The sequence below is a fragment of the Kitasatospora arboriphila genome (genome assembly GCF_039528095.1).
In the GTDB taxonomy this organism is placed as follows: Bacteria; Actinomycetota; Actinomycetes; order Streptomycetales; family Streptomycetaceae; genus Kitasatospora; species Kitasatospora arboriphila.
The window spans coordinates 136,512-159,986 of sequence record NZ_BAAALD010000009.1; the positions used below are offsets into that span (position 1 = coordinate 136,512).

General features: G+C 74.5%; 21 protein-coding genes. 13 read left to right on the plus strand and 8 right to left on the minus strand.

Features of this window, described 5'->3' with window-relative positions:
• Positions 1-25: 25 nt before the first annotated feature.
• Both ABD353_RS07740 and ABD353_RS07745 read left to right on the plus strand, forming a co-directional pair.
• A complete protein-coding gene (locus tag ABD353_RS07740; protein WP_344622725.1) occupies positions 26-1,033 on the plus strand; it encodes an AAA family ATPase in 1,008 nt (335 codons plus the stop codon).
• Entirely contained in the window at positions 1,023-4,055 is a 3,033-nt protein-coding gene (locus tag ABD353_RS07745) for a TIR-like protein FxsC (protein WP_344622726.1), read from the plus strand. Before ABD353_RS07740 ends, ABD353_RS07745 begins: the two co-directional genes overlap by 11 nt.
• Here the strand turns inward: ABD353_RS07745 and kynU are convergent.
• Both kynU and ABD353_RS07755 read right to left on the minus strand, forming a co-directional pair.
• On the minus strand, positions 4,030-5,253 hold the full coding sequence (gene kynU, locus ABD353_RS07750) for a kynureninase (protein WP_344622727.1): 1,224 nt from the start codon (positions 5,251-5,253) through the stop codon (positions 4,030-4,032). The two genes, ABD353_RS07745 and kynU, sit on opposite strands and share 26 nt — an antisense overlap.
• Positions 5,250-6,080: a tryptophan 2,3-dioxygenase gene (locus ABD353_RS07755; protein ID WP_344622728.1), complete on the minus strand. Its 831-nt coding sequence runs from the start codon at positions 6,078-6,080 to the stop codon at positions 5,250-5,252. Before ABD353_RS07755 ends, kynU begins: the two co-directional genes overlap by 4 nt.
• Positions 6,081-6,259: 179 nt before the next feature.
• Between ABD353_RS07755 and ABD353_RS07760 the strand changes: the two genes are divergently transcribed.
• Entirely contained in the window at positions 6,260-6,694 is a 435-nt protein-coding gene (locus ABD353_RS07760; RefSeq protein WP_344622729.1) for an Lrp/AsnC family transcriptional regulator, read from the plus strand.
• An 84-nt stretch (positions 6,695-6,778) separates the two neighbouring features.
• A complete protein-coding gene (locus ABD353_RS07765; RefSeq protein WP_344622730.1) occupies positions 6,779-8,044 on the plus strand; it encodes an alanine racemase in 1,266 nt (421 codons plus the stop codon).
• 48 nt (positions 8,045-8,092) lie between these two features.
• On the opposite strand, the gene ABD353_RS07770 is transcribed toward ABD353_RS07765, so the two are convergent.
• Positions 8,093-8,773: a DUF4232 domain-containing protein gene (locus tag ABD353_RS07770; protein WP_344622731.1), complete on the minus strand. Its 681-nt coding sequence runs from the start codon at positions 8,771-8,773 to the stop codon at positions 8,093-8,095.
• Positions 8,774-8,893: 120 nt separating this feature from the next.
• On the minus strand, positions 8,894-9,205 hold the full coding sequence (locus ABD353_RS07775; protein WP_344622732.1) for a barstar family protein: 312 nt from the start codon (positions 9,203-9,205) through the stop codon (positions 8,894-8,896).
• A gap of 104 nt (positions 9,206-9,309) precedes the next feature.
• Here ABD353_RS07775 and ABD353_RS07780 point away from each other — a divergent pair, with 104 nt between their 5' ends.
• The 3 genes from ABD353_RS07780 to ABD353_RS07790 all read left to right on the plus strand — a co-directional run bounded on the left by ABD353_RS07780 (position 9,310) and on the right by ABD353_RS07790 (position 12,553).
• Positions 9,310-9,873, plus strand: coding sequence for a DoxX family protein (locus ABD353_RS07780; protein WP_344622733.1), 564 nt, complete (start codon positions 9,310-9,312; stop codon positions 9,871-9,873).
• A 75-nt stretch (positions 9,874-9,948) separates the two neighbouring features.
• Positions 9,949-10,464 (plus strand): hypothetical protein, encoded by a 516-nt coding sequence (locus ABD353_RS07785; RefSeq protein ID WP_344622734.1) that lies wholly within the window; start codon positions 9,949-9,951, stop codon positions 10,462-10,464.
• A gap of 286 nt (positions 10,465-10,750) precedes the next feature.
• Positions 10,751-12,553 carry a glycosyl hydrolase family 18 protein gene (locus ABD353_RS07790; protein ID WP_344622735.1) on the plus strand — a complete coding sequence of 601 codons (1,803 nt, stop codon included), beginning with the start codon at positions 10,751-10,753 and terminating at the stop codon, positions 12,551-12,553.
• Positions 12,554-12,656: 103 nt separating this feature from the next.
• Here ABD353_RS07790 and ABD353_RS07795 read toward each other — a convergent pair whose 3' ends face one another.
• Positions 12,657-13,226, minus strand: a complete 570-nt coding sequence (locus tag ABD353_RS07795; RefSeq protein ID WP_425555095.1) for a MarR family winged helix-turn-helix transcriptional regulator — start codon at positions 13,224-13,226, stop codon at positions 12,657-12,659.
• A 131-nt stretch (positions 13,227-13,357) separates the two neighbouring features.
• Here ABD353_RS07795 and ABD353_RS07800 point away from each other — a divergent pair, with 131 nt between their 5' ends.
• Complete coding sequence (locus ABD353_RS07800) at positions 13,358-14,674, plus strand: MFS transporter (protein WP_344622737.1); 1,317 nt, start codon at positions 13,358-13,360, stop codon at positions 14,672-14,674.
• 112 nt (positions 14,675-14,786) lie between these two features.
• On the plus strand, positions 14,787-16,172 hold the full coding sequence (locus ABD353_RS07805; RefSeq protein ID WP_344622738.1) for an FAD-binding oxidoreductase: 1,386 nt from the start codon (positions 14,787-14,789) through the stop codon (positions 16,170-16,172).
• Between the two features lie 104 nt (positions 16,173-16,276).
• Here the strand turns inward: ABD353_RS07805 and ABD353_RS07810 are convergent, their stop codons facing one another.
• On the minus strand, positions 16,277-17,557 hold the full coding sequence (locus ABD353_RS07810) for a Mu transposase domain-containing protein (protein WP_344622739.1): 1,281 nt from the start codon (positions 17,555-17,557) through the stop codon (positions 16,277-16,279).
• A gap of 337 nt (positions 17,558-17,894) precedes the next feature.
• On the opposite strand from ABD353_RS07810, the gene ABD353_RS07815 reads away from it, so the two are divergent.
• Positions 17,895-18,215, plus strand: a complete 321-nt coding sequence (locus tag ABD353_RS07815) for a hypothetical protein (RefSeq protein ID WP_344622740.1) — start codon at positions 17,895-17,897, stop codon at positions 18,213-18,215.
• Between the two features lie 157 nt (positions 18,216-18,372).
• Positions 18,373-18,909 (plus strand): DUF2637 domain-containing protein, encoded by a 537-nt coding sequence (locus ABD353_RS07820; RefSeq protein ID WP_344622741.1) that lies wholly within the window; start codon positions 18,373-18,375, stop codon positions 18,907-18,909.
• A 307-nt stretch (positions 18,910-19,216) separates the two neighbouring features.
• Here ABD353_RS07820 and ABD353_RS07825 read toward each other — a convergent pair whose 3' ends face one another.
• The gene (locus ABD353_RS07825) at positions 19,217-20,281 is read right to left on the minus strand and encodes a DNA polymerase III subunit beta family protein (protein ID WP_344622742.1); all 1,065 of its coding nucleotides are present in this window, start codon (positions 20,279-20,281) and stop codon (positions 19,217-19,219) included.
• Positions 20,282-20,465: 184 nt separating this feature from the next.
• On the opposite strand from ABD353_RS07825, the gene ABD353_RS07830 reads away from it, so the two are divergent.
• Both ABD353_RS07830 and ABD353_RS07835 read left to right on the plus strand, forming a co-directional pair.
• Positions 20,466-22,094, plus strand: a complete 1,629-nt coding sequence (locus tag ABD353_RS07830) for a dolichyl-phosphate-mannose--protein mannosyltransferase (protein ID WP_344622743.1) — start codon at positions 20,466-20,468, stop codon at positions 22,092-22,094.
• 3 nt (positions 22,095-22,097) lie between these two features.
• Positions 22,098-22,847: an ABC transporter permease gene (locus ABD353_RS07835; RefSeq protein ID WP_344622744.1), complete on the plus strand. Its 750-nt coding sequence runs from the start codon at positions 22,098-22,100 to the stop codon at positions 22,845-22,847.
• A gap of 21 nt (positions 22,848-22,868) precedes the next feature.
• Here ABD353_RS07835 and ABD353_RS07840 read toward each other — a convergent pair.
• A partial coding sequence (locus ABD353_RS07840; protein WP_344622745.1) for a peptidoglycan-binding domain-containing protein occupies positions 22,869-23,475 on the minus strand: 607 nt, incomplete at its 5' end.

Sequence of the window (23,475 nt, forward strand, 5' to 3'; positions counted from 1 at the left end):
ACGAGTGAGCAGGAGCAGGAGAGCAATGCCGCTGAAGCGCATCTACCAGGGCGTCAACGAGCCGCACGACGGCATCGCCGAGCTGCCCGCCCCGCCGCCCTGGCGCGACTTCGACGGGGGGCCGCTGCTGGCGCAGCCCGAGGGCCCCGCCGACCCCGTGCCCGACCCGGCCCGGCACCGCGCCGCGACCTTCCGCCCCACCCCCGAGACCGTCGAACTCGTCAACGCCGCGCTCTACCTCAGAAGGCCGCTGCTGGTCACCGGCCCGCCCGGCGGCGGCAAGTCCAGCCTGCCGTACGCGGTCGCCCGCGAACTCGGCCTCGGCCCGGTGCTCCGCTGGAACATCACCAGCCGCACCACCCTGCGCGACGGCCTCTACCAGTACGACCCGCTCTCCCGCCTCTACGCCGCCAACCGCTCCGGCCCGCAGACCCCCGACGCCTCGCTCGACGAACACCTGCGGCTCGGCCCGCTCGGCACGGCCCTGCTGCCCTACCGGCGGCCCCGGGTGCTGCTCATCGACGAGATCGACAAGGGCGACCTCGACCTGCCCAACGACCTGCTGCACATCCTGGAGGAGGGCCAGTACGAGATCGACGAACTCGTCCGCGCCGCCCCCCAGCAGCCCGAGGCGCACGTGCTCACCGCCGACGGCACCGGCCGGGCGCCCGTCCGCTCCGGCCGGGTCCGCTGCCGGGCCTTCCCGTTCACCGTGCTCACCTCCAACGCCGAACGCGAGTTCCCCGCCGCCTTCCTGCGCCGCTGCGTGGTGCTGGAGCTGCGCCGCCCCGAGGGCGCCGAGCTGGAGTCCATCGTCCACTCCCACCTCCCGGACTCCGACCGGCAGTTGGTCACCGAGATCCTCGACGTCTTCCTCGCCCGCCGCGAGGAGGGCGAACTCGCCACCGACCAGCTGCTCAACGCCATCTACCTCACCTCCCGCCCCGAACTCGGCGACGCCGCCGACCGGGCCGCGCTCGCCGCCCAGGTGATGCCCTACCTCAGCCGCGGCCAGGACGACGATGTCTTCTGACCCGGCGGCCCTGGACCGCCTCACCGACCTGCTCGCCGAACTCGGCCTCTCCCCCCGGGCGCCCGTCGAACTGGCCGAACTGCTCTGGCTGGCCGCCCGCGGCACCGAGGGCGGCACCGGCCAGGACACCGCCGGCCGGGCCGCCCCGCGTACCGACCGCCCGGCCGCCGGCACCCCCGGCGGCCACCGCCCCCGCCACCGCACCGAGCACACCCCGGGCCCGGACGGCACCGGTCCGCGCACCGCCCTGCACCTGCCCGCCCCCGACCGCGGCGGCCGGCCCGCCCCCGCCGTCCCCGCACCCACCCCCGACGCCCCGATGCTGGCCCGCCCGCTGCCGCTGCAGCGCGCCCTGCGCCCGCTCAAGCGGCTCGTCCCGGACGAGCGCCGCCGCCTGCTCGACGAGCAGGCCACCGCCGACCGGATCGCCGAGGCGCTGCGCGAGCCCGGTCCCGTCCAGTGGCTGCCGGTGCTGCGGCCCAGCACCGAACGCTGGCTCGACCTGCACCTGGTGCTCGACCTCGGCCCGACGATGACCCTGTGGCGGCCGCTCGCCCGGGAACTGCGCACGCTCTTCCAACAGACCGGGGCCTTCCGCCAGGTCTGCTCCGGCCGGCTGCTGCCGGACGGACGGCTCGCCCACCGCCGGATCGCCGAGGGCCGCTCCGCCGTTCTGGTGATCAGCGACTGCATGGGCCCGCAGTGGCGCTCGGGACCGGCCGGGGACCGCTGGCACCGCACCCTGCACGCGCTGGCCCGGCGGCTGCCGGTGGCGGTCGTCCAACCGCTGCCCGAACGGCTCTGGCCGCTCACCGCGGTGCCCGCCGTGCCCGGGGTGTTCACCGCCACCGAGGCCGGCGCGCCCGACGCCGCCTACACCTTCGCCCCGTTCACCGACGCCCCGCCCGGGCGCGGCGCACCGGCCGTCCCGGTGCTGGAGCCGGGCCCCGAGTGGCTGGCCAACTGGGCGCAGCTGGTGGGCAGTCCGACCGGCGGGCAGGTGGTCGGCGCGGCGCTGATGGTCGGCGCGGCGACGAACTCCGCGGGCCGGGCGGTCGAGGCCGGGCCGGACCCGGAGGAGCTGACCGCCGAGGAACTGGTCGTCCGGTTCCGGGCGACGGCCTCCCGGGAGGCGTTCACCCTCGCCGGGATGACCGCGCTGACCACGCCCGCCCTTCCGGTGATGCGGCTGCTCCAGCAGGTCGGGCTGGCCCGCCCGCAGCCGCAGCACCTGGCGGAGGTGGTGGTGAGCGGTCTGCTGCGCGAACAGCAGGGCCGGCCGGGCTACTTCGCGTTCCGTCCGGGGGTGCGCGAGCTGCTGCTGCACACCCTGCCGCGGTCCACCGCGCACCATGCGCTGGAGCTGCTGATCCGGGTCGGCGGGCGGATCGGCGACGCCGGCCGGACGGGCGCGGGCACCTTCCCGGCGTGGGTGGAGACGGCCGGCGGCGGCACCCTGACCCTGCTGGACACCCGGCCCTTCGCCCTGGTCAGCCCGGAGGCCGCGCGGCTGCTCGGGGTCACCGGAGCCCCGGTGTTCACCCTGGCCGGCCCGGTCGCCGGGACGCACCCCGCGGACACCGCGTCCGGGGCGCAGCAGGAGCAGGCGGCGGCCCGGCCGGTCGAGGAGGACGCGCCGCCCGTCCCGCTGCCGCCGGAGCCCGCGGCGCTGCCCGACCCGGAGCGCTCCCGGGCGGTGCTGCTGCTGACCACCTCGCGCGGCGCCCCGGGCGAGGTGCTGGAGGAGCAGGAGTACACCGCGCTGCGCGATCTCGCCGCGCTCGCCGAGGCCCTGGTCGACCCGGCGCTGGTGGGCCTGGACCGGCGGCACATCTGGCTCGGCGAGGACGACCCGGACGGCTTCCAGCGGGCCTTGCAGCGGGCCGTGCAGGAGGCGGAGGACACCCTGGTGGTGCACGTCGGCGGCCCGCTCGGCCCGGGCGACGAGCTCGGCGTGGCGGTCGGTGCCGGCCGCTGGGGCGGGGTGCACCGGCCGGGCCTGGACTGGCAGGCGGTGGTGGAGACGGTCGCGGCCGGCCGGGCGGCGCGGCGGCTGCTGATCCTGGACGGCTCGCGCAGCGTGCCGCCGGAGCCGGCCGCGGGCGGTCCGGTGGCGGTCGACCCGGGCAGCTTCCAGGTGGTCAACCTCCGCCACCCGGTGGACCGTTCGGTGGCGGGCCGGCTGGCGGCGGCGATCCGCACCGGCGACCCGGACGGCGCGCCGCAGCTGACCGTCCACCACCTGCTGGAGATCGCCCTGCAGTCCACCCCGCCGGCGCCGCCGGTGACCAGGATCTGGCCGCCCCGGGACGGCCGTCCGCTGGTGCTCGCCCGCAACGCCCAACTGCACGGCGGTCCGGTCGAGTCGCGCACCCCCTCGCACTCGGGCACGCACCGCAAGGAGCCGGCCGGCCCGGAGGCGCCCAGACCCTACTTCTTCCTCAGCCACCCCGGCGGCCCGGGCGGCCGCACGGTGGACCGGCTCTTCCAGGACCTCTGCGAGGAGGTGCTCCAGCTGACCGACCTGCCGTCCGCGGTGCCGCCCGGTTTCGTCGACCGCAGCCCCGAGCTGGACAGCTGGTCGCGCTGGCAGATCACCGAGGCGCTCGCCACCTGCCGGGTCTTCGTGCCGCTGTACTCGCCGCGCTACTTCGCCAGCGAGCGCTGCGGCCGGGAGTGGTACGGCTTCGCCCGGCGGGCGGCCCGGGCGGCGGACCGCTCGGCGGTGCAGGCGAGCGGCATCGTCCCGGTGATCTGGCTGCCGGTGGCCTCGGCCGAGCAGCCCGCGGCTGCCCGCCAACTGCGTTTCAACCACCGCAGCCTGGGCCCGGAGTACCAGAGCGAGGGCCTGTACGCGCTGGCCCGGGCCGCCGGCCGGCGCGAGCTGTACGAGCTCGCGGTGCACCGGCTGGCGACCCGGATCGTGCAGGTCGCGCACGAGACCCGCATCCCGCCCGGCCGCCCGCTGAACTGGGACGGGCTGGAGAACGCCTTCCTCAGGTCACCGCGCCCCGGCGGCTGAACCGCTCCTCGCGCCACTCGCCGCTCTCCAGCACCTCGGCGAGGTGCCGCACCGCGTCGAAGACGTCGGTGCGGGAGAGGTAGAGCGGGGTGAAGCCGAAGCGCATCAGGTCGGGGGCGCGGAAGTCGCCGATCACCCCGCGGGCGATCAGCGCCTGCATCACCGCGTAGCCCCCGGGGTGCCGCAGCGAGACGTGGCTGCCGCGCAGGGCGTGCTCCCGCGGGGTGACCGACTCCAGGCCGAGCGGCTCGACGAGCTCCAGGAACAGGTCGGTGAGCGCCAGCGAGGTGGCCCGCACCTGCGCCAGGTCGGCCTTCTCCCAGACGTCCAGGGCGGCGTCCAGGCCGGCCATGCCGAGCAGCGGCGGGGTGCCGGTCAGGAAGCGGCCGATGCCCTCGGTCGGCGCGTACGAGGGCTCGAAGGCGAACGGCCGGGCGTGGCCGAACCAGCCGCTCAACGGCTGTGCGGCGGCGCCCTGGTGGCGCTGCGCCGCGTACAGGAAGGCGGGCGCGCCGGGGCCGCCGTTGAGGTACTTGTAGCCGCAGCCGACGGCGAAGTCCACGTCGCAGGCGTCGAGTTCGATCGGCAGGGCGCCGGCGGTGTGGCAGAGGTCCCAGACCATCAGGGCGCCCGCGGCGTGCACCTGCTCGGTGATCGCGGCCATGTCCAGCAGTTCGCCGGTGCGGTAGTCGACGTGCGAGAGCACCACCACGGCGGTGTCCTCGCCGAGGTGCTCGCCGAGGTCGGCGGCGCGCGGCAGCAGCACGGTGCGGGCGCCGTCGAAGAGGCCGGTGACGCCCTCGGTGATGTACAGGTCGGTCGGGAACGCGGCGTGCTCGGCGAGCAGGGTGCTCCGGCCGGGCCGCAGCCGCATCGCCGCGCCGAGCACCTTGAAGAGGTTCACGGAGGTGGAGTCGCAGACCACCACCTGGCCGAGGGCCGCGCCCAGCATGGGCGAGAGCCGCTCGCCGAGCCGGTGCGGCATGGCGAACCAGCCGGCGTCGTTCCAGCTGCGGATCAGGCCCTCGCCCCACTCGCGCTCGACCATCCCGGCGACCCGGGCCGCGGTGCCCTTGGGCAGTGCGCCGAGCGAGTTGCCGTCCAGGTACAGCACGCCTTCGGGCAGGGCGAATTCGCCGTGCAGTGCGGCCAGCGGGTCTGCGGCGTCGAGGGCCGCGCACTCCTCACGGGTAGTCACAGGTCGTTCCTCACTGTCCACAGCTCGGGGAAGATGTCCTGGTCGGCGGACTGCTTGAGCCAGCTGAGGCCGCTGGAGCCGCCGGTGCCGGGCTTGGCGCCCATGGTGCGCTTGACCGAGGAGAGGTGGCGCTGGCGCCAGCGGGTGACCCGCTCCGCGGTGTCGAGCAGGGCCTCGCCGAGCCGGGCGAGCTCGGCCAGCTCCGGGTCGGTGTAGACCCGGCGCCAGCCCTGCTCCACCTCGGCGTCGTGCCGGTGCCGGCCGGCGGTCGGCTCGTGCGGCACCGCCACGCCGCGGCGGGCGAGCAGGGCGAGCGCGTCGTCGTACAGGCTCGCGCCGTGCAGGGCCGCGGTGAGCTCGGCGTGCACGGCGGGGGAGTCCTCGTACATCCGCAGCAGCGAGCCGGCCTTGTTGCCGAGCAGGAACTCCAGCCGCAGGAAGGCCGAGGACTGGAAGCCGGAGGCCTCGCCCAGCACTTCGCGGAAGGAGTTGAACTCGGCGGGCGTCATGGTGGCGAGCAGGTCCCAGGAGCTGACCAGCACGTCCTGTATGTGGGTGCCGCGGCGCAGTGCGGCGACGGCGCCGGCGGGGTCGTTCTCGCGCAGCGCGTGCTGGGCGGAGACCCACTCGCGGTGCAGCAGGTCGAAGAGCAGCTCCATCACCTGGGTGGCGACGATGAACGTGTACTCGGCCGGCACCTTGCTGCGCGGCTGCTGCAGGCTGTGCAGCACGTCCAGCATGGCGTAGCGCGCGTACGGGGTGCCGTTGCCGGGCTCCCCCTGCGGCGCGAAGGCGAGATTCGGCCGGTCGACGGTGTCCCCGCCCATGGCACTCCTCCTGGTGTGTCCTGTTTCGTCCCACTCCCATCGTGGGGGCCACCATTGTGCGGCGGCATCCGTTCCGTCTTGAATGGGCGGTGGGCAGCGAAAACGCGCCCAGGGTTCATGACTGCAAGGTCTTGGGGCCGATCCGCTTTCCGAACGCAAACCCGACCCCGGGAGTCGCCATGGACGCCGTCGACCGGCTGCTGCTCGCCGAACTCCAGGCCGACGCCCGGCTCTCGTACAACGAGCTCTCCCGGCGGGTGAAACTCTCCGCCCCGGCCGTCGCCGAACGCGTCCGCCGGCTGGAGGCCGACGGGGTGATCACCGGCTACCACGCGCACGTCGACCCCGCCCGGGCCGGCCTGGCCGTGATGGCCCTGGTCACCATGCAGTGCTACGGCCCGCACTGCGTGCTGCGCGACCCCGAGGTGACCCGCTGGCCCGAGGTCTTCCAGCTGCACCGGGTCACCGGCGGCGCCTGCTGCACCCTGCTGGTCGGGGTGCCCGGCATGATCGCCTTCGAACAGTTGATCGACCGCCTCGCCGCGTACGGCCAGCCCGCCAGCTCGATGATCCTCTCCAGCCCCGTCCCCTGGCACCCCGTGGTGGCGCCGTAGGCCCGCGGGCCCGCGCGGACGGCATAGGCTGCCCGTCGGACGCCCGGAACGCCGCGGGCGCGGGCGAGAGGACGGCTGGGCGCGATGGAGCTGATCGACCGGGCGAAGGTGGCCGAACTGGCCGGGGAGCGGCTCGACTTCCGCTTCAAGGCGATCCCCGCCGAGGCGTGGGGCCTGACCGTCGCCGAGTACCTCGCCACCGCCCCCCGGCTCGACGGCCTCGGCACCCCGCTGCTGACCCTGGACGCCGCCGCCCTCGACCACAACCTGCGCACCATGGCCGCCTGGTGCGAGCAGGCCGGCGTCGGCCTCGCCCCGCACGGCAAGACCTCGATGGCCCCCGCCCTGTGGCAGCGCCACCTGGACGCGGGCGCCTGCGCCGTCACCCTGGCCAACCTGCCGCAGCTGCGGGTCGGCCGCGCCTTCGGCCTGCGCCGCGTCCACCTGGCCAACACCCTGCTCGACCCGGCGGGCCTGCGCTGGCTCTCCGCCGAGCTCGCCGCCGACCCGGAGTTCCGCTTCGCGAGCTGGGTGGACTCCACCCGCGCCGTCGCCCTGATGTCCGGGGCGCTGCGCGGCGCGCCCGCCCCGGTCGACGTCTGCGTGGAGCTCGGCGCGCCGGGCGGCCGCACCGGCTGCCGCACGCTGTCCGAGGCGGTCGAGGTGGCCCGCGCGGTGCACGCCGCACCGGGCCTGCGGCTGGCCGGCGTCAGCGGCTACGAGGGCCCGCTCGGCCCGGACGCCTCCCCGGCCTCGCTCTCCGCCGTGACCGGCTACCTGCGGGGCATGGCCGAGCTGCACCGGCAGCTCGCCGGCGAGGGCCTGTTCGACGAGGTGGACGAGGTCTGGGTGACGGCCGGCGGCAGCGCCTTCTTCGACACCGTCGCCGAGGAGCTCGCGCCGCTCGCCGACGACCGGACCCGGGTGGTCGTCCGGGCCGGCGCCTACCTCGCCCACGACGACGGCTTCTACCGCGGCATCTCACCCTTCGGTCGCCGTGGCGCGGGCGAGCCGCTGCGGGCCGCGCTGCACGGCTGGGCCCGGGTGGTGTCCGCACCGGAGCCCGGCCTCGCGCTGCTGGACGCCGGCAAGCGCGACCTCCCGGTCGACCTCGGCCTGCCCGCCCCGCAGAAGGTCCGCGGCGGCAAGCCGCTCACCGGTGCGACGGTGAGCGGCCTCAACGACCAGCACGCCTACCTGCGGGACGCCGAGGTCGCCGTCGGTGATGTCGTCCGGCTCGGGATCTCCCACCCGTGCACGGCCTTCGACCGCTGGACGCTGATCCCGGTGCTCGACGACGCGGACGCGGACCGTCCGCGCGTCGTCGACCTGGTCCGGACGTTCTTCTGACCGGCGCCGCCCTCCGGCCGGGGTCGCGCCCGGGGCCTCCTTCCGGCGTCAGCCGAGCAGGACGCCCTGGTTGGAGGGCTGGAGGGTGCCGACGGTGAAGCCGGCCTTCGCGACGGGGAACTGCACGACCGGCTTGCCGTCGGTGCCGAGCACGGTGGCGGTCAGCTGGGTGGTCTCGTCCGGCGGGGTGACCACCAGGCCGGCGAGCACGCTGCAGGTGGCGTCCGCCTTGTCGCAGCTGCTCCAGGAGAGCCCGGAGAAGGCCGTGGTGCCGGGCTTCAGGGTGACGGCGACCGGCGGGCCCGGCTTGGCTACCCGGTGGGTGGCGGTGTCGGCGCGGGAGTTGTCGGCGAGCAGCCCGCCGTAGCCGAGGTAGCCCTTGACGGTGCAGGCACGGCCGCCCTTGTTGGTGAGCATCACCATGGCCTTGCCGGCCTCCTGGATCTGCACGTCGGCCTTGAGGTCGGCGGTGCGGCAGCGGTCGGTACCGGCCTGCGCGGTGCTGCCGCCGGTGCCGGCCGCCGAGCCCGGCCCGGACGCCCCGGCGCGCGCCGCACTCGCGGTGGAGCCGGTGCCGGCGGTGGCGGTGGAGACCACGGTGGTGGGCGCCGCGGTGCCGGTGCCGGCCGCGGTGGTGTCGTCGTCGCAGGCGACCGCGCCGAGCGCGAGGGCGAGGACGGCCGCGGCGGTGGCCGCCGCCCGGGTCGTGGCGGTCGTGCGGTGGTTCACGGGTGCTCCTGCGGGTCGCCGGTCACGGGGTGTCGGGCGTGACCACGCCGGGAGTCGGCGGCCCGGTTCTGCACGGGGTGTCCCGGCTCGGTAACGGGGCCCGGACGCCGTCACGGACCGTCAGTGCAGCTGCACGGTGACGCCGCCCTGCTTCAGGACGTCCAGCACCGCCTCGAAGTAGCTGCACTCCCGGCCGGCCAGCAGCATCCGCCGGTCCAGCCGGCAGGAGGCGAGTGCGGAGGCGTGCCAGACCAGCACGAACGGGGGCTCGGGGCCGTAGCCGCCGCGCAGGCAGTCGGCGAGCGCGTCCAGGTTGCTGCCGTAGTAGCCGTCCGGCGGGCGGAGGGCCGCTCCGAGCGCGGTGAACAGCGACCGTTCGTCGGTGACCTCCGTCCCGTCGAGGTGGAACACGGGTGTGGCCGGCGCGGACATGGCGCTCCTCGGTGGTTCGCCCGGATGGCGGTCCCGGGTCGAGCGGCCTCGGCCCGTGGGCTGGGATGGAGAGGACGTGCCGCCATCGACCCAGGGGCCCCATCATGACCAGTCTGCACCGCAAGGACCTCGGCCTGTTCGCCCTGCGCGCCGCTGTGGGCGGGGTGATGTTCGCGCACGGCGCGCAGAAGCTCTTCGGCTGGTTCGGCGGGGGAGGGATCGAGGGGACCGCCCAGGCCATGGAGCACATGGGCTACGAGCCGGGCCGGCCCAACGCCATCGCCTCCGGCCTCGGCGAGGCCGGCGGCGGGGCGCTGCTCGTCCTCGGCCTGGCCACGCCGGTGGCCGGCTCGGTGGTGGCCGGGACGATGGCCGGGGCCATCGCCGTGCACGCCCCGGCCGGCTTCTTCGCGATGGGCGGCGGCTTCGAGTACCCGGGGCTGCTCGGTACCTGCGGTCTGGCGCTGGGCATCTCCGGGGCGGGCCGCTACTCGCTGGACCACGCACTGGGCCACGTGCTCGACCGGCCGTGGGTCGGGCTGCTGGCCTTCGGCGCGAGCGCGATCGGGGCGGCCGCCGTGGTGACCCGCCGTCAGGACACCGTGCGGCGACGGGAGATCAGGGAGATCGAGCAGGCCGCCATGCAGGAGGGCGCGGGCCTGTCCTGACCAGCGGCGTCCCACCGGACCTGGCCGCGCGGGCCCCGCCCGCGGCAGCCGTCGTTCCCACAGGAGCAGAAATCCATGAACCTCCAGATCCGTTCCGCAGCCCTGCTGGGCGCCGCCGCTCTGCTGGGCGGGGCCGCACTGGCCGGCTGCTCGTCGGACTCCTCGCCGTCCTCGGTCGCCTCCTCGGCGGCCGCCGCGATCGGGTCGAAGGCCTCCGAGCTGGCCTCGTCCGCGGGCGCACTCGCCTCCTCGGCGGCGTCCGCGGTGGCCTCCGCGGAGGCGGCGGCCTCCTCGGCGGTCGCCGACGTCACGGGTGGGCTGGACGCCGCCGGGGACGTGAAGCTGGGCACTCCGGTGACGTCCTCGGACGGCAAGGTCGAGGTACCCATCACCGTTGCCAATGGGCAGGGCGATCCGCAGAAGTACCTGGTGCAGGTCGACTTCCAGGACGCGAGCGGCAACCGGCTGGACACCGTGGTGGTGACCGTTCCGGAGGTCCCCGCGGGCGGAACGGCGCAGGCCACGGCCACGAGCAACCGCTCGCTGAGCGGTCAGGTCAAGGCCGTCGTGAGCCGGGCGGTGCGGTACTGAGCCGTATCCCAACGGAACCTTAAGGGCGCCTCAAGCCCGGGAGACGACTCTTGACGGGACGTTTGGTCTAGTCCATTTTTGTGGCCAGGTGCAGGGAGCCCCTGGACCGGTGTCGGCGGTTCGGGCCGTCGGCACCGGTTCGGCGCACCTCCCCGCGCCTGGTTCTTCTTGTGTGTGCAGGCCAACGTTCGATTTCCCTGTCATGCCCCTGACGTGGTGGTCCCACCCGCCGCGACTTCCCCCGGGGTGCGGCGGGACCGCCCCCACAACCAGGAGTCACGCAGCCATGCTTCGTTCCCTTCCGTCCCGGCCCCGGCCGAGCGGGCACCGCCGCCGCCGCGGCGCGGGCCTCCTCGCCGCCGGCACCGCGGCCTCCCTGCTGCTCGGCGGCGCGCTCGCGCTGACCGGCACCAGCGCCCAGGCCGCCCCCACCAACTCGACCGGCGCGCCCGCCACTTCGGGCGGCATCAAGGTCGCGTACTTCGACCAGTGGTCGATCTACTCCAACGCGTACTACCTGAAGACCGTTCAGGACACCGGCGTGGCCTCCAAGCTGGACTACCTGATCTACGACTTCGCCAACATCGACCCGACCAACCTCACCTGTTTCGAGGCGACCAAGGCCGCCTCGCAGAACGAGGACAACCCGAACGCGGGCGACGGCGCGGGTGACGCCTACGCCGACTACCAGAAGACCTTCGACACGGCGACCAGCGTGGACGGCGTCGCCGACACCTGGAACCAGCCGCTGGTCGGCAACTTCAACCAGCTGAAGAAGCTGAAGGCGAAGAACCCGAACCTCAAGGTGCTGCTGTCGATCGGCGGTTGGACCTACTCCAAGTACTTCTCCGACGTGTCGGCCACCGACGCGGCGCGCAAGAAGTTCGTCTCCTCCTGCGTCGACATGTTCATCAAGGGCAACCTGCCCGTGCAGGGCGGCTTCGGCGGTGCCGGCTCCGCGGCCGGCGTCTTCGACGGCTTCGACATCGACTGGGAGTACCCGGGCGGCGGCGGCCACACCGGCAACCACGCCTCGCCGAACGACAAGCAGAACTTCACCGCGCTGATGGCCGAGCTGCGCTCCCAGCTCGACGCGCAGGGCAGGACCGACGGCAAGAGCTACGCACTCTCCGCCGCGGTCGGCGCCGGCCAGGACAAGATCAAGAACGTCGAGACCGACAAGCTCGGCCAGTACCTGACCTTCCTCGACGTCATGACCTACGACATGCACGGCGCGTGGGACAAGACCGGCCCGACCAACCACCAGGCGCCGATCTACAACAACCCGAGCGACCCGATGACCCCCGTCCCGGGCGGCACCGGCAAGTACTCGATCGACAACGCCATCAAGGCGTGGACGGTCGGCGACCCGCAGTACGGCATCCCCGGCGGCTTCCCCGCCAAGAAGATCAACATGGGTGTGCCGTTCTACTACCGCGGCTGGACGGGCGTCCCCGCCGGTGCCAACCACGGCCTGTTCCAGAGCGCGACCGGTCCCGCCCCGGGCGCGGCGATGTCGGGCAACGTCGCCGGCATCCAGATGTACAAGGAGCTCAGCAGCTTCGTCGGCAACGCGGCCAACACCTACTGGGACGACGCGGCAAAGACCTCGTACTTCTACGACGGCACCACCTTCTGGACGGGTGAGAACGCCAAGTCGATCCAGGCCAAGATGGACTACGCGCACTGCAACGGCCTCGGCGGCTCCTTCGCCTTCTCGCTGTACGACCTGGGCACCCAGACCTCGCTCTTCGACACGATGGTGACCGCGACCAACGGCTCCGCCGCTTCCTGCCCGGCGCCGACCACCTCGCCGACCGCCTCCGCCTCGCCGAGCTCCTCGCCCAGCACCTCGGCCTCGCCGAGCTCCTCCCCGTCGACCTCGCCGTCGACCTCCCCCTCGACCTCGGCCAGCCCGACCGGTGGCACCTGCACCGCCCCGAGCTGGAACGCCGCCACGGTCTACGCGACCGCCGGTGCCAAGGTCTCCTGGAAGGGTCACAACTACACCAACAAGTGGTGGACCCAGGGCGAGGACCCGACCCTCAGCGGCCAGTGGGGCGTCTGGACCGACAACGGCGCCTGCTGACCAGCACGACGTCGGACGACCCGCACCACCCCCCGCTGAAGGGGACTGCCCCGGACGGAACCTCCGTCCGGGGCAGTCCCCTTCGCGTGCGTGCGGGCGCCGGTCAGTCCAGGTCCTCGGTGCGGCCGAGGGCGTCCGGCTGGCTCCGCTCGATCCGGCGCAGCATCCGGCCGAGCATCGCGGAGAGCGCGCCGCGGTCGTCGCCGGTGATGTCCTGCAGCAGGTCGGCCTCGAAGACGGCGGCCATCCGCATCAGCTCCAGCCACTTGTCGCGGCCGGTCTCGGTCAGCTCGATGATCACCCGGACCCGGTTGGCCTCGTCGCGCTCACGGGTGACCAGGCCGTCGGCGACCATCCGGTCGATCCGGTGGGTCATCGCCGCCGGGGTGAGACCCAGCCGCTTGGCGAGGTCGCCCGGGCCGAGCCGGTAGGGGCTGCCGGCGAAGACCAGGGCCTTCAGCACCTCCCACTCGGCGGACGTGATTCCCAGCACAGCCAGCTGTCGGCTGTAGGCCACGTTCATCCGGCGGGACAGCCGGGAGAGCGTGGACACGATCGTCTCGACCTGCGGGTCCACGGTGGGGAATTCCCGCTGGTAGAGGGCCACCTGCTCGGCGATGCCGAGCTCGGAGGCGGCCGGCTCGTCCGGCTTGCGTGTGCTCATGGCCGTCATTCTCCCACGCATCGTGCAGCTGTTAAGCCTTTGACACCTGAGTCTTCGAAGACTTAGATTTTAGCTCTGAAATCTTGCAGGGTTAAAGCAGGAAGGCTTCAACCTTCCTCGACGACAAAGGGGTGTGCACGGTGACCGGCACGGTGAAGCAGTGGGTACGGCGGGCGGACGCGGCGGGCGGCCCGCTGCGCCGCGTCCAGATGGGCAACGCGCTCAGCGCGTTCGGCAGCGGGTTCACGATGCCGTACATGTTCGTGTACGTGGACCAGGTGCGGGGGCTGGGCTCGCTCGCGGCCGGGATGGTGTTCACCGTCTTCGCGCTCGCGGCGCTCGCCGTCCTGCCGTTCACCGGCCGCGGCATCGACCGGTACGGGCCGCGCCCGGTGCTGCTCGCCGGCGCCGCGCTCGCCGCGGTCGGCGCCTTCGCCTTCGGGCAGGCCGCCACCGCGCCGACCCTGCTGGTCTCCTCGTTCCTGTTCGGCGCCGGCATCACCGCCTGCCAGCCGGCGCTCGCCACGATGATCGTCCGCAGCACCGGCCGGGCCGGCCGCTCGCGGGCCTTCGCCCTGCAGTTCACCCTGGTCAACCTGGGCATGGGCATCGGCGCCCTGGTCGGCGGCCAGATCGTCGACCCCGCTGACCCGGCCAGCCTCACCCGGCTGTTCACCATCGAGGCGCTGACCCTGCTGGGCCTGGCCCTGGTGGCCGGCACCGCCCGCGTCCCGCAGGCGGAGCCCGTCCCGGCCGCCGGGCACGGCGCGGGCCAGGGGCAGGGCCGGGGCCTGCGCACGGTGCTGAAGGACAAGGCCATGCTGCGGCTCTGCCTGCTCGCCGGTCTGATCTTCTTCACCTGCTACGGGCAGTTCGAGTCCGGTGTCGCCGCCTTCGCCACCGACACGGTCGGCACCGCGCCGTCCGTGCTCGGCATCGCGATCGGCGCCAACGCGCTGACCATCGTGCTGCTGCAGATGGTCGTCGTCCGGCTCACCGAGCGCCGCCGCCGCACCACCGCGATGGCCGCCGCCGGCGTGGTCTGGCTGGGCGCCTGGACGGCCGCCCTGGTGGCCGGCCTGGTCCGCTCGGACGCGCTCGCCGCGACCGTCGCCGTGGTGGCCGTGTACGCGCTGTTCGGCGTCGGCGAGTCGCTGCTCGCACCGACCCTCGGCCCGATCGTGGCGGACCTGGCCCCGGCCCGGCTGCTCGGCACGTACAACGCCGCGCACGCCCTGGTGAAGCAGACGGCCATCGCGGTCGGCCCGGCCGTCGGCGTGCTGCTGGTCGGCGCCGGCACCTGGCCGCTGTACCTGCTGGCGATGACGGCCTGCACCGTGCTGATCGTCGTACTGGCCGTCCGGCTGCGCGGCCACCTGACGCCGGCGCAGGACAACGCCGTCGTCACCGTGGCGCAGGTCCGGCCGGTGGTGCGGGAACTGCAGACCGCGGCCTGAGCCGCCGTCAGGCCGCATCCGGCTCGGATGCGGCCTTCACCCGTCCGGCCTACTGTCGAAAGCGGGGCCGCCGGCCGCGGCGGCCCCGCACCGGCCGGAAGGACGGCTCACCATGGCATCCCCTGCGAACGGCGACCTGCGTCCGGAGGAACTGGCCGAGGGCTTCACCGGCCGGGTGCTGCTGCCCGGCGACGAGGCCTACGGCGAGGCGAGGGCCATCCACAACGCCATGATCGACCGCCGGCCCGCGGTGATCGCCCAGTGCGAGGGGCCCGCCGACGTCGCCGCGGCGCTGGCCTTCGGCCGCAGCCGCGGACTGGAGATCGCCGTCCGCTGCGGCGGCCACGCGGTGAGCGGACAGGCCCTGGTCGACGGCGGCCTCGTGCTCGACCTGCGCCGGATGAACGGGGTGCGGGTCGACCCGGACGCCCGGGTCGCCCGGGTCGGCGGCGGCGCCCTGATGCGCGACCTCGACCGGGCCACCCAGCCGCACGGCCTCGCCACCACCGGCGGCCGCGCCTCCACCACCGGCATCGGCGGCTTCGCCCTCGGCGGCGGCTCCGGCTGGCTGGAGCGCCGCTTCGGCCTGATGTGCGACAACCTGCTCGCCGCCGACCTGGTCACCGCCGACGGCCGCCGGGTGCACGCCAGCGCGCAGGAGAACCCCGAGCTCTTCTGGGCACTGCACGGCGGCGGCGGCAACTTCGGCGTGGTCACCGAGTTCACCCTCGGTCTGCACCCGCTGCCCGGCTTCTCCATCGCCCTGCTGCTCTTCGAGGCCGACCGGGGACCGGAGGTGCTGCGCGCCTACCGCGACACCATGGAGGCCGCACCCGACGAGGTCGGCGGCGCCTTCATCTACCTCACCGCGCCGCCCGAGGAGTTCGTGCCCCCGGAGCTGGTCGGACAGCAGGCCGTCGGCGTCCTGCTCACCTACGCAGGCGACCTGGAGAGCGCCCGCCCGGCCTTCGCACCGATGCTCGGACTCGGGCACGCGGCCGAGGTGGTCACCGACATCCCGTACGCCGACCTGCAGTGCATGCTCGACGACCCGCCCGGCTTCCGGAACTACTGGTCGGCGGAGTACCTCTCCGGCTTCCCGGACGAGACCGTGGACGCCTTCACCGCCCGGGCCAAGGACATGATCCTTCCCTCGCCGAGCCAGCACATCGTCTTCGCCCTCGGCGGTGCGGTCGCGGCCGGCGACCACGAGTGGCCCGTCCCGTGGCGGGCCGCGCCCTGGGCCGTCCACCCGTTCGCGGTCTGGGAGGACCCGGCGGACGACGAGCGCGGCCGCGCCTGGACGAAGGCCGTCTGCGCCGACATGGCGCCCTGGTCGATCGGCGCCGTCTACCTCAACTTCATCGGAGACGAGGGCGAGGACCGCGCCGCCGCGGGCCGCGGCGCCGAGAACCTCGCCCGGCTCGCCGCCGTCAAGGCCGAGTACGACCCGGCGAACGTCTTCCACTTCAACCACAACATCAGGCCGGCGGCCTGAGGCCGGTCTTCAAGGGCGCACGGATGCCACACAGGTGCCCCCGGCGCCCCTGACGTGTCCACCCTCGCGCCTCTGGCGGCGGTTCCGGGGCGGGCCGGCCGCGGTCAGCCGTGGCGCGGGCCCGCGGGGCGGCGCACCGGTACGGCCGGGGCGGGGTGGGGGTACTGCCTGCGCAGGGCCTCGGCCTCGGCGGACGCCTCCGCGGACAGCGGACGGCGGACGGCGGTCTCCGGGCAGCCCGCCGAACCGGACAGCACCAGCCGGGGCGGGCGCTCCAGGACGAAGGCCGTGTCGCCGTCGGCCACCGTCCGGCCCGCACCGCGCGGCGCCAGGGAGTGGCGCGCGATGACCGCCCCGCTCGACGCGGTGATCGACAGGTCGGACTCGTCCAGCCGGTGGCGGACCTCCACCAGCGCCCCGGCGAGGTCCGGCGGCACGGCGTAGCGGTTGCCGCGGAAGTGGACGAGCCCCCGCTGGTCGACCGTGCGCAGGGTGCGCACGCAGGCCGGGAACGGCGCCGGCGGCAGCGCCTCCAGCGCCGGGGCGGCGGACGGCGTGCCGTCGCCGGCCGGGATCCGGTCGTCCGACCACGCCGCCAGGCGGTCGAGGATCTGCTGGGCCGCGCGCGGGCCGAGGTCGTCGACGACGCTGCGCCAGTGCTGCCCGGCGGCTGCGGCGCGCCGCTGTTCCTCGGCGGTCGGGCCGGTGGTCTCCAGTTCGATCTCGACCCCGTAGTACCGCCCGACCGGTGCGAACTCCTTGGCCAGCCGGCCGGTCGCCGGGCACCGGACGGGCGCGTCGCGGTCGAAGCGCCAGCGCGGTGCCGTGCCGCCGAGTCGCCGCAGCAGGTGGTCGACGGCCTCCAGCACCTGCGGGAAGTCGTCGCTGTCGAGGAGGACGCCGCGCCAGCGGCGGCCGTGGCGCAACGAGCCGGTCAGCAGGTGGGCCTTCGCGCCGCCGTCCCAGCCGGGCCGGGGGTCGGCGAGGTCCGTCCAGCCGAACCGGATCTCCTCCTGGTCGGTGTGCCCGCCGCCCGCCCCGCCGCCGGGGGCGCCGGGGTGGCAGTGCCTGCACGGCGGGCGCAGCCGGTGTCTGCGCAGGGCACGGGTGAAGGTCGAGTAGCCGCCGCGGTAGCCGAGGTCGGTGATCTCGTCGAAGAGCGCGGTCGCCGGCAGGTGCGGGTCGTCCGCCAGGCGCAGGCGGCAGTAAGGGAGGAAGGAGAGGAAGACGTCCTCGGCCGGGGTGCGCACCCCGGGCTTGCGGTTCCCGGACAGGTACCTCCGGACGGTCTTGCGGTCCCGTCCGAGATGCCGGGCGATCGCCGAGATCGACCATCCCTGGCCGTGGAGCCGCCGGACATCCAGGTATTCGTTCGTGCTGAGCAACCCAAACCCCCTGCGTACAGTCTTGCCGGCCACATCGGCTGATAATTCGCAATGGAACGTTGCAAGAGAGTGACCATACAGCACCGCTTTGAAGATCGGAATCAGAGGAAACGTTCCTCCGGTGCGTGGTGTCCGGGTAATTTCGGAGAGCGCGGCGCGGCACAACCGCGGTGCGCGCCGCACGGATGGGAAAATTCGGCGAGCGGCCTTGAGCATATGCGGGCGCGCACCACCCGCGAGGAGATCCGCAGAGCGCCCGCAAGCGTTCATACGGAATGTCGCCCGAATTCCGCACACCCGGGTGGAAGATCGCTTCGTTGACCATGGTGTGATTCCCATGCCTGACCCAGTGACCCCGCACAGCTCCGAGCGCGACCCGATCTGCAGCCTCGGGGCCTGGCTCTTCGTCCCGGACCGGCAGAACGTCGCGGGCGACGTGGAGACCGGCTACCTGGTGCGCAACGGCCGGCGCGTCGTCCTGTGGCACTGTTCCCGGATCCTCGCCGACTTCCTCCGGACGCTGCGCCGCCTGGAATGCCGGTTCGCCGTTCCCGGCGCCGCCGCGCAGCCCTCCGGCGCCGTGCCTGCCGGTGCCCCGCAACCGCCGCCGACGGACCATTCCGCGGCTGCGCAGGGGAATGAGCTGCCCCGTGCATGACCCACTGCTGGAATTCTTTCGTCCGTACGGAAATGACCCGCTGTTTTCCGGTCCCGGAGAGCATTGTGACGGGGTGGTGGGGTCGCTCGCCGCGGACGCCGGATGGTATGCGGCGCCGACCGTCGAAATGTCCGGTGCCTGGAGTTCCGGCGTTTTCGTGCCGAGCCAGGCGGGGCCGGTCGCCGATTCCGTGCCGCAGCCCGCCCCGCCGCCGCGGACCCCGCGGAAGCGGCGCCGGGTGCGGGCCGCCGAGGCGCGGCGCGAGGAGGCGCTGGGCGAGTTGTTCCGCACCCTGCTCGCCGTCGCGGTGACGGTCGTGTGCGTGCTGGGCTGGGTCCTGTCGTACCCGCCGCTGCAGGACCTCGCCCTCGCCCGGGTGCCCGGCGGGCTGTCCGCGCTGTGGCCTGTGGTGGTCTACGGGCCCTGGCTCGCCGGCTGCCTGTCGGTGCTCCGGGCCGCCCTCGACGGCCGGCGCGCGCTGCACGCCTGGAGCGTCGTCCTCGCCTTCTCGGCGGTCGCCACCGGGCTCTGCGTCTGCGGGGTCGCGCAGACCGTGCCGGACGTCATCGTCGCCGGGCTTCCCCCCGTGGCGGCGGCGATCTGCCTCGACCAGCTCGCGCGCCAGCTGATCACCCGACACCCCTCCCAGCGGCCGCGGTCCCGGCACGGCGGGCGGACGCGGCGGGGCGGGTGACCCGCCGTGGGGCCGGCGGCAGGGGTCACCGCCGGCCCGTCGGCCGGAGGCCGCCCCCGGACGGCACGCCGGACGGGGGAGCGGCTGACGGATGGTGAGCGGCCATGCAGGACTCCTGGTCGTCGTGGTCCCCCGCGCGGGCCCGGACGGTGGACCGGGTGCCGCGGGCGGCGCAACCACCGTAGAGAGCGATCGGCATATGCCCGATCACATTGCCGTGGTCTCCACAGATTCGGCGCACCACGTGCGATTCGGCCCAACGGCCGCGTACCGGAACCTGTCGGACGCCCCGACCGGCCGCGGACCGTCAGGGCGCGGTGGGCATCAGCAGCGAGAAGGTGCCCGCGCGGTCCGGGAAGCGGACGGCGAGCGGGGCGACCGGGCCGCCGAGCTCCAGCACGAGCTGGCCGCGGGCACCCGCACCGACCGCCTCCAGCAGGAAGTCCCGGTTGACCCGGACGCACAGCCCGTCCCCCTCCTCGGCGCCGCCGACCGTGAGGGCGCCGTCCGCGGAGACGGTGAGCTCCGAGACCGGGAAGTCCACGCCGTCCTGGTCCCGGCGCACGGTGCGGACGGGCCCGGCGCCGAGCCCTTCGATCAGGGCGGCCGCGGCGATCTCCACCCGCCGGACCGGCTCCGGGCGCAGCATCGGGCGGTAGTCGGGGAAGTCGGCGGGCACCGGGCTGCCGGTCACCTCGCGGCCGCCGGCCGCGGCGGCCAGCACGCCCCCGGCCACCGTCAGCTCGGCCGTGCCGTCGCCCGCCCCGGCGAGCAGTCCGCGCAGCGCGTCCACGAACGCGGTCGGCGCGAGCACCGCGACGGACGGCCCCTCGACGGTGCCCGGGGCGGCCTCCGAGACCGCCAGCCGGTAGCGGTCGGTGGCCACCAGCCGCAGCACCGCCCCGTCGGTCTCGAACAGCACCCCCGCGACCTGCGGGAGCGAGCCGTCGGGGCCGACCGCGAAGCGGACGGCGTCCAGGGCGGCCGCGAGCTCGGCGGCGGGCAGGGTCAGACGGGTGCTCTGCACGGGGTTCTCCCTCAGTTCCAGCAGGTGTCGGACGGTGGACAGCTCGCGGCGGGCGTCCGCCAGGCCCTCCTCCAGACGGCGCAGGTGCGCGTCCAGGGCGGCCCGGGCCTCGCCGGGACGGCCGGCCAGCACCCGCGAGACGTCCGCGAGCGGCATGCCGACCCGCCGCAGCCGGGCGATCAGCCGGGCGTCGGCGAGCTGCTCCGGCGCGTACCAGCGGTAGCCGGTCTGCGGGTCGACCCGGGCCGGGCCGAACACGCCCGCGCCGTCGTAGAAGCGCAGGGCGCTGATGCTGAGTCCGCTCAGCCGGGCGGTCTCGCCGATGCTGTGAAGTCCGCTGTCCACACCGCCGACTCTGCCCCCTCGACCAGGTCGAGGGTCAAACCGCGGGGTGCGGTGGACGGAGGTGCCGCGCGGCCGGGCTAGGATCTCTCCGACAAAGGCGACATAGCGCCAGTCCGGGCCTGCGACCCGTCAGCCCGCGACCGCCGCGGCCGCCGCGACACCGAGCGAGGAGCGGCGGCAGACCATGGCGCATCCGGCAGTCACCGAGCATGCACCGGCCACCGGCCTCCCCGTCGCGGCCCGGCCGCCGGCCGTCCGGCGCGGCCCGCTGCCGTGGATCGTGCGGCACGCCGACTGGCTCGGCCCGATCGCCGTCGCGCTGTTCGCCGGACTGCTGCGCTTCTGGAACCTCGCGAAGCCGGACGCCTTCGTCTTCGACGAGACCTACTACCCCAAGGACGCCTGGTCGCTGCTGCACCAGGGCTACGAGGGCGTCTGGCCGGACCTCGCCAACCGGGAGATCATCTCCTCCCCGCAGAAGATCCCGCTGACCGCCGAACCCGCGTTCATCGCCCACCCGCCGCTCGGCAAGTGGGTCATCGCGCTCGGCGAGTGGGTGTTCGGCCTGCACCCCTTCGGCTGGCGGGTGATGGTCGCGCTGCTCGGCACCCTCTCGGTGCTGATGCTCGCCCGGATCGGCCGGCGGCTCTTCTCCTCCACGCTGCTCGGCTGCACCGCGGCCCTGCTGATGGCGGTCGACGGCCTGCACTTCGTGATGAGCCGGGTCGGCCTGCTGGACGGCGTGTCGATGTTCTTCGTGCTCGGCGCCTTCGGCTGCCTGCTCGTCGACCGCGACCGCACCCGGCAGGTGCTCGCCGCGGCCCTCGCCGAGGGCGGCCGGGCCGCCGACGAGGTCCGCCTCGGCCTGCGGCCCTGGCGGATCGGCGCAGGCGTCCTGCTCGGCTGCGCGACCGCGGTGAAGTGGAACGGCCTGCAGATCCTGCTGGTGTTCACCGTGCTGACCCTGCTCTGGGACCGCGCCGGCCGCCGCTGGGCCGGCGCCCGCCGACCGACCCGCAGCCTGCTCCGCCGCGACCTGCTGCCCGGCCTGCTCTCCACCGTCGGCGCCGCGGTACTGGTCTACGTCGCCTCCTGGTCCGGCTGGTTCGCGAGCGACGGCGGCTTCGACCGGCACTGGGCCGACCACCGGGCCGGGCTGTCGATGCCGCGCACCCCGGTGGTGGACGTCCCGCTGCCCCGGGTGCCGATGACCTGGGTGCCGTCCGCACTGCGCGGCTGGTGGCACTTCCACGCCCAGATGTACGACTTCAACACCGGCCTCACCTCGCCGCACACCTACCAGTCCAACCCGTGGAGCTGGCTCGTCCAGGGCCGCCCGGTGTCGATGTACTGGCAGCAGCTCACCGACGGGCAGGGCGGCTGCACGGCGAACGGCGGCTGCGCCTCGCAGATCCTCGCGCTCGGCACCCCGCTGCTGTGGTGGGCCGCCTGCTTCGCCCTCGCGTACGCGCTGTGGCGCTGGGCGTTCCGGCGGGACTGGCGCTCCGGCGCGATCCTGGCTGGCGTCGCCGGGATCTACCTGCCCTGGTTCGGCTACCAGGAGCGGACGATCTTCTCCTTCTACATGGTGATCCTGGTGCCGTTCCTGTGCCTGGCGGTCGCCCAGATGCTCGGCGCGATGCTCGGCCCGGCGGGCTGCAGCCGGCGGCGCCGGATCTGGGGGGCGGCCGGCGCCGGGCTGGTGGTCTTCGCCGTGGTCGGCTGCTTCGCGTACTTCTACCCGCTGTACACGGCGGAGGTGATCCCCATGTCGGACTGGCAGGACCGGATGTGGTTCACCAGCTGGATCTGACCGGTGGCCGCACCGGCCGGACAGCTGCTGCCGGTCACCTGGCTGCTGGGCGTCGAGATCGCGCTGCTGCTCGCCGCGGCGGTCGCGGTGGCCGGCCGGGGGCGGCTCGGCCACGGGCACGCCGTGCTGCGGGCGGGCCTGCGCGCCGTGGTGCAGCTCGGCGCGGTCGCGCTGGTGATCTCCTGGGTGGTCGGCTCGCTCGGGACGTCCGCGCTGTTCGTGCTGCTGATGTTCGGGGTGGCGGTGCGCACGGCGGGCCGGCGGATGACCACCGGCCCGGGCTGGGCATGGGCCGCCCTGCCGATCGGCGCCGGGGTGCTGCCGGTGCTGGTGCTGCTGCTCGCCTCCGGGCTGCTGCCGCACAAGGGCATCGCCCTGATCCCGGTCGCCGGCATCCTGATCGGCGGCGGGCTCACCGCCACCTCGCTGGCCGGCCGGCGGGCGCTGGACGAACTGCGCACCCGGCGCGGCGAGGTCGAGGCGGCGCTGGCGCTCGGCTTCGAGGACCGCGACGCCCGGCTGGAGATCTGCCGGACGGCCGCCGCCACCGCGCTCGTCCCGGTGCTGGACCAGACCCGCACGGTGGGCCTGGTCACGCTGCCGGGGGCCTTCGTCGGCATGCTGCTCGGCGGTGCCGGGCCGGTGCAGGCCGGCGCGGTGCAGCTGTTCGTCCTGGTGGCGCTGCTCGCCGTGGAGTCCGCCGCGGTGGTGCTGGTGCTCGAACTGGTCGGCCGGGGCCTGGTGCCCGCCTGACACCTGCGGACGGGCCGCCGGTCAGCAGTTGGGGTCGGCCGAGGCCTTCTCCAGCGCGGCGCGCGTCTTGGGGCCGTACTGGGTGTTGTTGCGCTCGTCGCCCTTGATCCGGGCGTCCCGCTGGAACTCGCTCAGGATCCACTGCGTCCAGGAGTCGAAGGTGCCGGTGGCGAACCAGACGTTGAGGTCGCCGCAGGAGACGGTGATCAGCATCTGCTGCATCGCCCGGACGTCGGGGCCCGAGTCGCCCGGCTTGAGCACCCGGTCGGCCGCCGAGGGGCTGGGCGCCACCGGCGGTGCGGCGCTGGCGCTCGCCGGGGCCGACCCGGCCGGGCTGAGCGCGGCCGCGGGTGCCCGGCTGGCGCTGGCCCGGCCGCTGCCGGCGTGGGTCGGGGAGGCCGAGGACTTCTTGGTGGTGGAGGCGCTCGCGGTCGCCGTCGGCTCGGGCAGCCCGTCGTCCGGGGGCGCCGAGTCGAGGGTGCCGGACGGCGCGGGCAGCGCCTGGTCGAGGTTCGGCTTGTCCGAGGACGGCGACAGGGCCAGCGCCAGGCCGGCGCCGGCCACCGCGATGCCGAGGCCGGCGGCGATCACCGCGGTGCGGCGCCGGGCGGCGGGCAGCTGGGGGGGC

Excerpts from the sequence above, each read along its gene's own strand:
- ABD353_RS07815 (WP_344622740.1), top strand. The coding sequence starts at position 17,895 with ATGCCTGACCCAGTGACCCCGCACAGCTCCGAGCGCGACCCGATCTGC.
- ABD353_RS07775 (WP_344622732.1), bottom strand. The coding sequence starts at position 9,205 with ATGTCCGCGCCGGCCACACCCGTGTTCCACCTCGACGGGACGGAGGTC.
- ABD353_RS07755 (WP_344622728.1), bottom strand. The coding sequence starts at position 6,080 with ATGGGCGGGGACACCGTCGACCGGCCGAATCTCGCCTTCGCGCCGCAG.
- ABD353_RS07745 (WP_344622726.1), top strand. The coding sequence starts at position 1,023 with ATGTCTTCTGACCCGGCGGCCCTGGACCGCCTCACCGACCTGCTCGCC.
- ABD353_RS07780 (WP_344622733.1), top strand. The coding sequence starts at position 9,310 with ATGACCAGTCTGCACCGCAAGGACCTCGGCCTGTTCGCCCTGCGCGCC.
- ABD353_RS07790 (WP_344622735.1), top strand. The coding sequence starts at position 10,751 with ATGCTTCGTTCCCTTCCGTCCCGGCCCCGGCCGAGCGGGCACCGCCGC.
- ABD353_RS07795 (WP_425555095.1), bottom strand. The coding sequence starts at position 13,226 with ATGACGGCCATGAGCACACGCAAGCCGGACGAGCCGGCCGCCTCCGAG.
- ABD353_RS07785 (WP_344622734.1), top strand. The coding sequence starts at position 9,949 with ATGAACCTCCAGATCCGTTCCGCAGCCCTGCTGGGCGCCGCCGCTCTG.
- ABD353_RS07830 (WP_344622743.1), top strand. The coding sequence starts at position 20,466 with ATGGCGCATCCGGCAGTCACCGAGCATGCACCGGCCACCGGCCTCCCC.
- ABD353_RS07740 (WP_344622725.1), top strand. The coding sequence starts at position 26 with ATGCCGCTGAAGCGCATCTACCAGGGCGTCAACGAGCCGCACGACGGC.
- ABD353_RS07760 (WP_344622729.1), top strand. The coding sequence starts at position 6,260 with ATGGACGCCGTCGACCGGCTGCTGCTCGCCGAACTCCAGGCCGACGCC.
- ABD353_RS07765 (WP_344622730.1), top strand. The coding sequence starts at position 6,779 with ATGGAGCTGATCGACCGGGCGAAGGTGGCCGAACTGGCCGGGGAGCGG.
- ABD353_RS07805 (WP_344622738.1), top strand. The coding sequence starts at position 14,787 with ATGGCATCCCCTGCGAACGGCGACCTGCGTCCGGAGGAACTGGCCGAG.